The 10,692-nt window shown below is 37.3% G+C and carries 9 protein-coding genes; 1 reads left to right on the plus strand and 8 read right to left on the minus strand.

What is annotated here, in order from left to right; translation table 11 throughout:
* Nucleotides 1–115: 115 nt before the first annotated feature.
* The 8 genes from yhbH to BT1A1_RS13380 form a co-directional block, all read right to left on the minus strand.
* On the minus strand, nucleotides 116–1,282 hold the full coding sequence (gene yhbH, locus BT1A1_RS13345) for a sporulation protein YhbH (protein WP_034772086.1): 1,167 nt from the start codon (nucleotides 1,280–1,282) through the stop codon (nucleotides 116–118).
* 638 nt (nucleotides 1,283–1,920) lie between these two features.
* Complete coding sequence (locus BT1A1_RS13350; protein ID WP_034772087.1) at nucleotides 1,921–3,816, minus strand: PrkA family serine protein kinase; 1,896 nt, start codon at nucleotides 3,814–3,816, stop codon at nucleotides 1,921–1,923.
* A gap of 494 nt (nucleotides 3,817–4,310) precedes the next feature.
* On the minus strand, nucleotides 4,311–5,057 hold the full coding sequence (nfsA, locus tag BT1A1_RS13355; protein WP_034772088.1) for an oxygen-insensitive NADPH nitroreductase: 747 nt from the start codon (nucleotides 5,055–5,057) through the stop codon (nucleotides 4,311–4,313).
* Nucleotides 5,058–5,211: 154 nt separating this feature from the next.
* On the minus strand, nucleotides 5,212–5,700 hold the full coding sequence (gene trmL / locus BT1A1_RS13360; RefSeq protein ID WP_197057103.1) for a tRNA (uridine(34)/cytosine(34)/5-carboxymethylaminomethyluridine(34)-2'-O)-methyltransferase TrmL: 489 nt from the start codon (nucleotides 5,698–5,700) through the stop codon (nucleotides 5,212–5,214).
* Nucleotides 5,701–5,720: 20 nt separating this feature from the next.
* Nucleotides 5,721–6,584 carry an amidase domain-containing protein gene (locus tag BT1A1_RS13365; RefSeq protein WP_034772092.1) on the minus strand — a complete coding sequence of 288 codons (864 nt, stop codon included), beginning with the start codon at nucleotides 6,582–6,584 and terminating at the stop codon, nucleotides 5,721–5,723.
* 73 nt (nucleotides 6,585–6,657) lie between these two features.
* Nucleotides 6,658–7,782 carry a tRNA epoxyqueuosine(34) reductase QueG gene (queG, locus tag BT1A1_RS13370; protein ID WP_034772094.1) on the minus strand — a complete coding sequence of 375 codons (1,125 nt, stop codon included), beginning with the start codon at nucleotides 7,780–7,782 and terminating at the stop codon, nucleotides 6,658–6,660.
* A gap of 375 nt (nucleotides 7,783–8,157) precedes the next feature.
* Nucleotides 8,158–8,877: a 3D domain-containing protein gene (locus BT1A1_RS13375; RefSeq protein ID WP_034772095.1), complete on the minus strand. Its 720-nt coding sequence runs from the start codon at nucleotides 8,875–8,877 to the stop codon at nucleotides 8,158–8,160.
* Nucleotides 8,878–9,005: 128 nt separating this feature from the next.
* Nucleotides 9,006–9,329: a YuiB family protein gene (locus tag BT1A1_RS13380; protein ID WP_095141638.1), complete on the minus strand. Its 324-nt coding sequence runs from the start codon at nucleotides 9,327–9,329 to the stop codon at nucleotides 9,006–9,008.
* Nucleotides 9,330–9,633: 304 nt separating this feature from the next.
* Here BT1A1_RS13380 and BT1A1_RS13385 point away from each other — a divergent pair, with 304 nt between their 5' ends.
* Nucleotides 9,634–10,629 carry an NAD(P)/FAD-dependent oxidoreductase gene (locus BT1A1_RS13385; RefSeq protein ID WP_034772096.1) on the plus strand — a complete coding sequence of 332 codons (996 nt, stop codon included), beginning with the start codon at nucleotides 9,634–9,636 and terminating at the stop codon, nucleotides 10,627–10,629.
* Nucleotides 10,630–10,692: the final 63 nt, after the last annotated feature.

A 10,692-nucleotide genomic window follows, 5' to 3' on the forward strand; every position in this document is an offset into this window, starting at 1 on the left:
TCAGGACGGAAATTCAAGTCAAAGATCCACTCAATTACCATATAATTAATAAGTTGCACCCGAAAGATATCCTTCACTTCTGGCCATTAAAAAACCCCTGCACATGACAGGGGATTTACGCATACATCTTATTTTCTTCCTTATTAAAGAAACTCTTCATCGCATGAAAGACATCTGCTTTTTGTCTTAATATAAAATAACGGAATCGCTCATCATTTATATTTTTATAGGCGGACATTAACGTACTGTGACGATTGTATTGATTTACTTCTCCATAATAAAACATATTTGAAATTTCCATCAACTCATTAACCAATTTTACACAACGCATATTATCAGAAGTTAAATTATCCCCATCTGAAAAATGGAACGGATAAATATTGTATTGGCTCGGTGAATACTTACCATGAATCAACTCCAACGCCAATCGGTAAGCTGAAGAACAAATTGTCCCGCCACTTTCCCCTTTAGAGAAAAATTCATCCTCTGTTACAACTTTTGCCTCCGTATGGTGGGCGATAAATTCAATTTCCACTTTTTCGTATTTCGTACGTAAAAACCGGGTCATCCAGAAAAAGAAACTGCGTGCCATATATTTTTCCCAGATTCCCATTGAACCACTTGTGTCCATCATTGCCAAAACAACAGCCTTTGACTCATAACGGATTTTTTCATTCCATGTTTTAAATTTCAAATCTTCCGGGTAAATCGGATGGAATGAAGGCTTCCCACTTAATGCATTACGTTTAAAAGCGGTGAGCATGGTTTTCTTCTTATCAATATTTCCCATCAAACCGGTCTTTCGAATATCATTAAATTCAATATCTTCCACAATTAATTCATGATCATTTTTTCTTTGCAGATTCGGTAATTCCAGCTCACTAAACAGTGCTTCTTCCAATTCGGCAAGTGATACTTCTGCTTCGTAATAGTCTTCTCCAGGTTGGTCCCCTGCCCCTTGCCCTTTTCCGGGTCCTTTTTCCGCTGAACCGTCACGGGCAATGACATCACCAATTTGGCTGTCGCCATCGCCTTGGCCCACGTGTTTATTCTTATCATAATTGTAACGGATTTTATATTCATCAAGTGAACGTATCGGTATTTTTATGACATCTCTTCCATTTGATAAAATAATGCTTTCTTCAGATATTAGATCAGGCAAGTTTTTTTTGATTGCTTCCTGAACCTTTTCATTATGCCTTTGTTGATCTTCGTGGCCTTTTCGATGGAGGGACCAATCCTCTTGAGAAATGGTGAAATGGTGTTTATTATAATTATTCATCCTAATTCATTCCCTCCTTTAATTTTTTTGTCACATACAAAACTTCTATCGCATACAATGTACTGTATGTTTGAATGAAGTTTAGGGATCGTTCATCCGGTCATGGTGGTATGGTAAGAGGATAAAAGTTGATATTTCAATAAAAGGAATAAGTAGTATATTATTAAAAATTACAAAAGGTCCATAAATTTAAACTATATTTTCTTGTATTACTTTATACTATGCATAGTGGACAAAAAAATTTACTACCAATTTATATTTTTCATATAAAACAGCTAATGGGCATTCCATTAGCTGTTATCAGTTGTTGATATTAGTTAAACTACCTTTTCTAAGCAGTATACAAAATGTCCCGGTCGTACCTCATTTTCTGCTGGTGTTCTTCTGGGGATTGATGAGATTTTCCCAAATACCGGGCAGGATTCGTTTCCTTACTAAAACAGCTTTTGGATGATCTACTTTTGGTGCATTCGGAAATAAGAGCCATGATTTTACAAAACACCAACATAAGTACATATTTCGTAGCTTCCCTTTTAGAACTAAACAATATTTTAAGCCGTATTTTTTGACTTTGTCTGCAAAAAAAGCCGCACTTTCTGCAGTACGGCAATTAAAATTTTATTATTTTTTGCTCCTGATTAACGATTCAACAGACTTCCTACATAGCGAAGCAGTTCGTTTGCGGATGTTGAGTTATAACCGTGCTCATCAATTAGCCTGGCAACCACTTCATTAATTTTCTTCAATTGTTGTTCATCCGGTGTCTTTGTTGATGTGGTAATTTTTACGACATCTTTCAGGTCTGCGAACAACTTCTTCTGGATTGCTTCACGAAGGCGTCCGTGAGAATTATAGTCAAATCGTTTTCCTTTCCGGGCATAAGCTGAAATCCGAATTAAGATTTCTTCCCGGAATGCCTTTTTCGCATTTTCCGATATGCCAATTTGTTCCTCAATCGACCGCATGAGTTTTTCATCCGGATTAATTTCTTCTCCTGTTAACGGATCACGCAGCTTTGTTTTATTGCAATAAGCTTCAACATTATCAAGATAATTATCCATCAATGTTTTCGCAGATTCTTCATACGAATAAACAAACGCTTTTTGCACTTCTTTTTTCGCCAATTCATCATATTCTTTCCGGGCAAGAGAAATAAAGTTCAAATATTTTTCTTTTGATTCAGGCGTAATCGACGGGTGCTGTTCAAGTCCTTCTTTCAAGGAACGTAACACATCCAATGCATTAATCGATTTTACTTCTTTACGAATAATTGTTGAAGAGATCCGGTTGATGACGTATCTTGGGTCAATTCCGCTCATGCCTTCATCCGAATATTCCTTTTTCAGTTCCTCCACATCAATCGCACTGAAACCTTCAACATTTTGCCCGTCATAAAGCCGCATCTTTTTAATTAAGTCAATATCCCCTCGTTTCGGTTCTTTTAAGCGGGTTAAAATGGTGAACATAGCGGCAATTTTTAATGTGTGCGGGGCAATATGGACATCGGCTACATCACTTTCACGAATCATTTTTTCATAAATTTTTTCTTCCTCAGACACTTTTAAATTATAAGGAATCGGCATTACAATAATCCGGGAGTGGAGTGCTTCATTTTTTTTGTTGGAAATAAAGGCGCGATACTCAGTTTCGTTTGTGTGAGCCACGATTAACTCGTCAGCTGAGATAAGTGCGAACCTGCCTGCCTTAAAGTTTCCTTCTTGCGTTAGAGACAGTAAGTGCCATAAGAACTTTTCATCACATTTTAGCATTTCTTGGAATTCCATCATCCCGCGATTGGCTTTGTTCAATTCTCCATCAAACCGATATGCACGCGGATCTGATTCCGAACCGTACTCGGCAATTGTCGAAAAATCAATACTTCCTGTGAGGTCGGCAATATCTTGTGATTTCGGGTCGGACGGGCTAAATGTACCAATACCGACGCGACGGTCTTCTGAGAAAAAGATCCGTTCCACTAGCACATCCTCAATCCGTCCCCCGTATTCTTGTTCAAGCCTCATCATATTAAGCGGTGACAGATTTCCTTCGATTCGAATCCCGTATTCTTCATAAAAATCTTCACGTAAATGCGGAGGAATGAGGTGAAGCGGATCTTCATGCATCGGGCAGCCTTTAATTGCAAAAACGGCACCGCGATCCGTTCTGGAATATTGTTCAAGCCCCCGTTTTAACATAGTTACCAGTGTTGATTTTCCGCCACTGACAGGACCCATTAATAATAAAATTCGTTTCCTGACATCCAGACGTTTTGCCGCCGGATGAAAATATTCTTCAACCAACCTTTCCAGAGCCGTTTCCAACCCGTATAATTGATGGCTAAAAAATTTATATCTTTTTACACCGTCAACCTCTTCAACACCGGCATCTTTAATCATATTGTATACCCGAGAATGGGCAGATTGGGCAATCCACGGTTTTTCTTTTACCAATTCCAAATACTCAGCAAAGGTACCTTCCCACTTAAGTTTTTCCTCCTCTTCACGATATTTGGCAACTTTATCTAATATACCCATATAGTACCTCCCTATATTTCTAATGATGATGCCAAAAAGTTAAAATTGGCAGCTTTTGTAAGAGCAACTTTGACTTCACATTTAACTATATTTACCTATAAATATATGAACATGCCGTCAAAATGATGATAAATAATATGAAAAGTTTCCTTTTTAACAAAAATGAACGAACATTCTGTAGATAAAATTTATATGTCGCATTATAATAAATATGAGTAAATGAACATAAGGGGGATAAAAAATGGGAACTGTCTTAATTCTTTGTGTTTCGGCTGCATTTTTAGCTGCTATCTTTACGGCGGGGTATGAGGATCGACCGCGTACATATAAGAAATAATATGTTTGTGGAGAAATTTAATAACATTTTTTATGCCAAGTTTGTATAAAAAAGAGCGCCTAAAAGGAAAAGGTTGAAAATGAACCTTTCGAAGCGCTCTTTTTAGGTTCTTTCCGGTCACATTTCTTGTAAAAACGGCTCTACCAAAAACCACTCATTATTTATTCAAATGATGCTCTTTGATGAAATCATGCATGTACATACGATTTTTCATTGCAAATGTTGCTGAGACTTGACCAGTCCAACTGTCTTTCCGTTTTCCGTTTGTCCTTTTATTATAATAGTCTCGGATCGTCTTGTTATATGCGTTCAGTTGAGTTATGTATGCTTCCTCATTTTGTTGATATGTGTTTTCATGGTAAATATGATTTAACGGCAAGCGGGGTTTTTGTTCATTTATTTTTTCCGGATAACCAACCACCAGACCAAATAAAGGAATCACTCGTTTTGGAGTTTTTAAGATTTCACATACTTTCTCTAAATTGTTTCGCAACCCGCCGATATAACAAATCCCTAACCCTAATGATTCCGCGGCAATTGCGGCATTTTGAGCTGCCAGGGCCGTATCAATTAAAGCAACCATAAATTTTTCCGTACTGGCAATGGATTCTTCCATATTGACGTTTTCCATTTTGCTGATTATGTCGTAACGATGAAGGTCGGCACAGAAAACGAATAAGTGACCATTATCAGCAACATATTTTTGATTACCGGCAACTTGTGCAAGTTGTTGTTTTTTGCTTTGATCAGTTACCCCGATAATGGTATAAGCTTGTACAAAACTCGATGTCGAAGCAGCCTGTGCACAGCGGACAATCGTTTCAATCTGCTCCCTTGTTAATTTTTTCTCTTGAAATTGCCTTACCGACCGATGTTTTAAGATCGTTTCAATCGTTTCGTTCATGATAATCACCCTTTCTTAAAAAAATCAATACATTTCAGTTTCAGGGCACCTGTTGCAACCATTTCTCCCATTCTAATATCTATTTTATCTCAAAACAAATAATAGCAAAAAGGGTTCAAAATGAGTTGACCTTATTTTAAACCCTTACCGATTTTCACTCACTGTATTTAATTTTTAAATGGGTAAAATTTTGTTGCCTCAAAGCTTCGTATACTAAAATGGCTGCTGTATTAGACAAATTTAGCGAGCGAACATTTGTCGTCATCGGAATCCGTAAGCACCGATCTTGATTTGCCTCTAACAATTCGTTCGGCAAGCCTGTTGTTTCTCTGCCAAACATAAAATAGTAGTCTTTTTCCGGATTACTGTAATCGAAATCAGAATATGCCTTATTCCCGTATGTCTCAATATAATAAAATTCTCCCTGATTTTTCTCAAAAAATTCATCCAACGAATCATAGTAATGTATTTTTACAAACGGCCAGTAATCAAGTCCGGCTCTCTTTAACATTTTATCATCCGTTGAAAATCCAAGCGGTCGAATTAAATGAAGCTGCGAGTCTGTTGCTGCACAAGTTCTTGCAATATTACCTGTATTGGCCGGGATTTCTGGTTGATATAAAACAACATGTACTGCCACAATTTTCCACCTCAACTAATAAATCAATCATCATCTATAATTGTAAAAAATTTGTATTGGATATTATTCGTATAGGCTGAAGAATCTTCATAAGACCAATATCGCATTCGGCTATTGGTTGTATGAGCGTTTACCAGCGGCATCCCATACGCATCTTTTGCCGTAACGATTGTAGTATGATTAAAGCGGCCGTCTCCTTCAAAATCATAACATATAATATCGCCTAGTTGTAACTCCCCCGGGTCACTCACTTCTCTTGCACGCAAACCTACTTTGGAAGTACCTAAATACCATCGAAGCGAATGGGCTACTGACCAACTATAACTCCAACTGTTTCCATTATACCACCAACCGCTCGAACGATTGGAAAAACCCCGCATCGGAGCTCCACCGGCATGTAAACATTGTGAAATATAATTTGTACAATCAACATCAAATTTATGATATTGCGGGTTATAGTCATTCCACCAACGTTCGGCATACTGAACGGCTTTTCTCCGGTCATAATGGTATGAAACCCTTTCTAAATTTTCATGGCGATCAATTTTTATTTCAGGGATTTCGATTGTTGGCGTTTCAAATATTTCTTCATCCGTTAACAGTGTACTTTTATAAAAATGGGCTTTTCGTTTCTCAACTTCTTCCTCAATGTAATATCGCTTTTCTTGTTTGATTAAATATTGAAAATGGACGTTGTAATATATATCAGTGTGATCTCCATTATTAATTTTCTCAGTAATATGCCCGGTTGCCTTTGCTTTAACAATTTCGCCATGGCGATTTGCCAAACATTCTTTTTTACGCTCAATTTTTGAACATTCCGTTTGCCGATCACTTACACATTGTTGTACCCGTTGTTCTAATAACTTTTGTAATTGATCAATCATGGCAACACACACTCCTTTAATTAAGTGTATGTTCCTCCTTCGTATTCGGTGATGCAAAAATTGGGCATTTTATTTATTCGGCAAGTGCCACTTCAATTTCCCGCAATACATCTTCATCCTTTTCCTCAATTTTTGCCTTCGTAAGTATTTGTTTCGCTTTTTCTGTCCCAATTTCACCTAATGCCCAAGCAGCTGTTCCCCGAATGACCGGTCGCGGATCGTTACGAATAACATCGCTTAACTCATCAATCGCCGTTTCATCTTTAAAATGACCGAGTGCAATGATCGCATTTCGCTGAATCGGCTTTTTCCCACGCCAAGCACCGGAAACACGGCCATATTTTTCTTTAAATTCTTTGTTGCTTATCTTTAGCAGTGGTTTAAGCAATGGTTTTGCCACTTCCGGCTCCGGTTCAAATTCTTCGTGAAAATGGAAATCTTTACCTTTGTTATAAGGACAAACGATTTGACATGTATCACAGCCATATAATCGATTCCCAATCACGCTACGATATTCGTCCGGTAAAAAATCTTTCGTTTGCGTTAAATAGGAGATACAAATTTTTGCATTTATTTGCCCCGGTTGGACTAACGCACCGGTCGGACAAGCTTCTATACATTTATTGCATGTTCCGCACATATTTTCTATCGGCGTATCCGGCTCAAAAGGAATATTTGTAATCATTTCACCCAAATAAACGAATGATCCATACTCCGGCGTAATGATGGCACAATTTTTCCCGCTCCAACCGATACCTGCTCGTTCCGCAACTGCCCGGTCAGATAATTCACCGGTATCGACCATTGATTTGCATCGGGCATCAGGCATCTTACTGTAAATGAATTGTTCCAGTTTGCTTAAGCGATCACGTAATACAAGGTGATAATCTTCTCCCCAAGAAGCGCGGGCAAATAAACCTCGCCGCTCACCCTTTGTCCCGCGAACATGCTTATTCATTTTCGTTGGATAGGCCAGAGCAATGGAAATGATCGATTGGGGATTGTCAAAAAGAAGGGCAGGATTCGTTCGCTTATCAATATCTGACTCTTCAAACCCGGACTGGTAATTCAATTCTTGCTGACGGATAAGTCTTGCTTTTAATGTTGTAAAAGGGGCTGCCGTGGCAAAACCAATTTTATCAATTCCAATGGATATTGCGTAGTCGATAATTTCTTTTTTCAAAGCTTGCGTTTCCAAAACGGCCTTTCCTCCCTTCAATAAATATCCCGTATTTAATCAATAACCATTTTATCTATTTTATCATTGTTATATAGTGCACTTAAAGATAGTAAAAAACGCAATGCTTCGTTCTTTCCGAAACGAAACACTGCGTTAGTCATATGTATGGAGCGGGTGATGCGAATAAAAACCACAACACCTTCTTGATAAGAAAAAGTTGTTCAATAAATAACAACGAATAATAATATACCACCCTTTCCGTCATTTGTCTACACCATTCGTCAAAAAATGTATAGGAAAAAATTACCTGTCTACTTTCGCAACTATTACAAAAAAAATGCCCTCACCGATTATCAGAAGGATCGATAAAAAGGACAAATAGTTAAGAGCGTTCTATTCTTTTTTGCTTAATGAATATTGACTGCGAAACACTTGCATCGCTTCATTTTCGTTCAATTGTTCAAGTTCTGCTGCTGTCAGTGATCCATTCCCTCTTTTAACGACATAAACATTAACTTCTCGTTTTCCCCATTCACTATATACATCTTCTACAGTTTCAAAATATAAATCAATTTTATTCCCTCTGATGGCTCCACCTTTATCCGCCACAACGCCAAACCCGTAGCCTGGAATAAACAAAATTGTACCAATGGGGAAAACATTCAAGTCAGCCGCAATCGTGGAATATAGGTCCCTTTTTACTTTCACTCCGGAGTACGTAATTCCATAAGAAGGATCATTAGGATTTTTCCCGGTCGACTCATATCCTGCTGTATATCCGGTCGCAATGACTGAATGACTTGGATATTCTGCTTCCCAATTAAATGCTTCCTCTAAACTTGGAACTTTTCCTTGAATTTCTTCACTTGATGAAATTTTTGTTGCTGAAGTTGTAGCAACCTTCAAAGATTTTAATTGTAAATTGATAGACTTGAAAGAATGTAACATTTTATTTGTATTTCTTTTTTTGTCAGATGCTTTTTCATAATTATATTTATGGTCTGGTAATGTTTCAGCCTTTACTCCGGATACAGTCTGGAAAGTAATTAGCAGTGCAATAGTAAACAAAATGACCATGATAATCCGTTTGGACCATGTTTTTATTTTTACCATATTTTTCACTCCTCTCGTGTCTATTTCTTTCCCAAAGAAGAAAAAAATATTCACAAAGAGGAGAAATTCTTATTCTATTTTTATGAAAATATTAAAAATATACATTAATTAAAACAATTTACCGACAACTAAAACATCCGATAACCTCTTTTTCGTAACGCTTTCATTGTAAACCCGGCTAAAATTGTGCCTGCTAGACCACTTAATAATACAGTAATGTCAGCAGGAGCCAATGAACGTAAATTGGTTCCTAAGGTTTGAAAAGCTTCTTCAGGTTCACGAAAATAGGTGATAAAAGGGATATTATCTACAATAAAAATAACAACAATTGGATATATGCAAGTCATAATCCATGTCATCCGCAAAAGCATATTTAATATAAAACCAATTCCGAAAAACAAAACGAAAAATAACAGGATTGAAATCATTAATTGAATGATTGAGAATGGCAAGGTTTCCCTCCCCCCTTCTTGTTCCATATAACGGAAAACGATTGGCATGATGGTCATGGATTCACGTTAAGGTAAAAGACCATCTTGATTAACATAAAAGTCGTTTCCGTCATCTTTTTTTCTGAACTTTAACATTACCCTTTACTCAGTTTACTAAAGCAAAAAATATTTCGTCAATTATCAAAGCTTTGAAATGAACAAACGGCCTGCGCAGTTCTTTTTTTTACAAACTTTAGAAGTGAATCTTTCGGAATTGCTAAAACTTATGATAAAATATTTGTGAATGTTAATTGGAGGGATACCTTTGAAAGAAGATACACAAGTTTATGATATAACGATAATCGGTGGCGGCCCGACCGGGTTATTTACCGCTTTTTACGGTGGCATGCGAAAAGCAACCGTTAAAATAATAGAAAGTTTGCCGCAATTAGGCGGTCAATTAACGGCGCTATATCCGGAAAAATTCATTTACGATGTGGCAGGTTTTCCAAAAATCCGAGCTCGGGAGTTGGTAGATAATTTACAGGAACAAATTAAATTGTTCGAACCTACCGTCTGTCTGGATCAATCCGTTGAAAAACTGGAAAAACAAGAAGATGGCATTTTTAAGTTAACAACAAATCAGGAAATTCATTATACAAAGACGGTTATTATTACGGCAGGCAACGGGGCTTTCCAACCGCGAAAACTGGAATTAGAAAATGCCAGAGATTACGAAGGGAAAAATTTACATTATTTTATAAACGACATGAATTATTTTCAAAATAAAAAAGTAGTAATCTTTGGCGGCGGTGATTCTGCAGTAGATTGGGCACTTATGCTTGAGCCGATTGCCGAAAAAGTGACGATTGTCCATCGTCGCGATAAATTTCGAGCTCATGAACATACCGTCGAAAACATGCGTAATTCGAATGTTGAAATAAAAACGCCTTTTGTTCCGGTCGAATTGATTGGTGACGGGGAAAACATCAATCAAGTCAAAATCCAAGTCGTCAAACAGGAAGAAACCGAAATCATTGATGTCGATGATGTGATCGTCAACTATGGATTTGTTTCATCTTTGGGTCCAATCAAGGAATGGGGCTTGAATATTGAAAAAAATTCAATTGTCGTCAATTCGAAAATGGAAACCAATATCGAGGGTGTCTATGCATGCGGTGATATTTGTACGTATGACGGGAAAGTGAAATTGATTGCAACCGGATTTGGAGAAGCCCCGATAGCGGTAAGCAATGCAAAAAAATATATCGATCCAAGTGCAAGAATTCAACCTATGCACAGTACTTCCTTATTTGAGTAATGAAAAAAAACTCCTCTTCGAACATTTACCGAAGAGGAGTTTTTTTCTTTTAGTATAAGAAAG

This window comes from Caldibacillus thermoamylovorans, from assembly GCF_000751775.1.
In the GTDB taxonomy this organism is placed as follows: Bacteria; Bacillota; Bacilli; order Bacillales; family Caldibacillaceae; genus Caldifermentibacillus; species Caldifermentibacillus hisashii.

Excerpts from the sequence above, each read along its gene's own strand:
- yhbH (WP_034772086.1), bottom strand. The coding sequence starts at position 1,282 with ATGAATAATTATAATAAACACCATTTCACCATTTCTCAAGAGGATTGG.
- BT1A1_RS13350 (WP_034772087.1), bottom strand. The coding sequence starts at position 3,816 with ATGGGTATATTAGATAAAGTTGCCAAATATCGTGAAGAGGAGGAAAAA.
- nfsA (WP_034772088.1), bottom strand. The coding sequence starts at position 5,057 with ATGAACGAAACGATTGAAACGATCTTAAAACATCGGTCGGTAAGGCAA.
- BT1A1_RS13365 (WP_034772092.1), bottom strand. The coding sequence starts at position 6,584 with ATGATTGATCAATTACAAAAGTTATTAGAACAACGGGTACAACAATGT.
- BT1A1_RS13375 (WP_034772095.1), bottom strand. The coding sequence starts at position 8,877 with ATGGTAAAAATAAAAACATGGTCCAAACGGATTATCATGGTCATTTTG.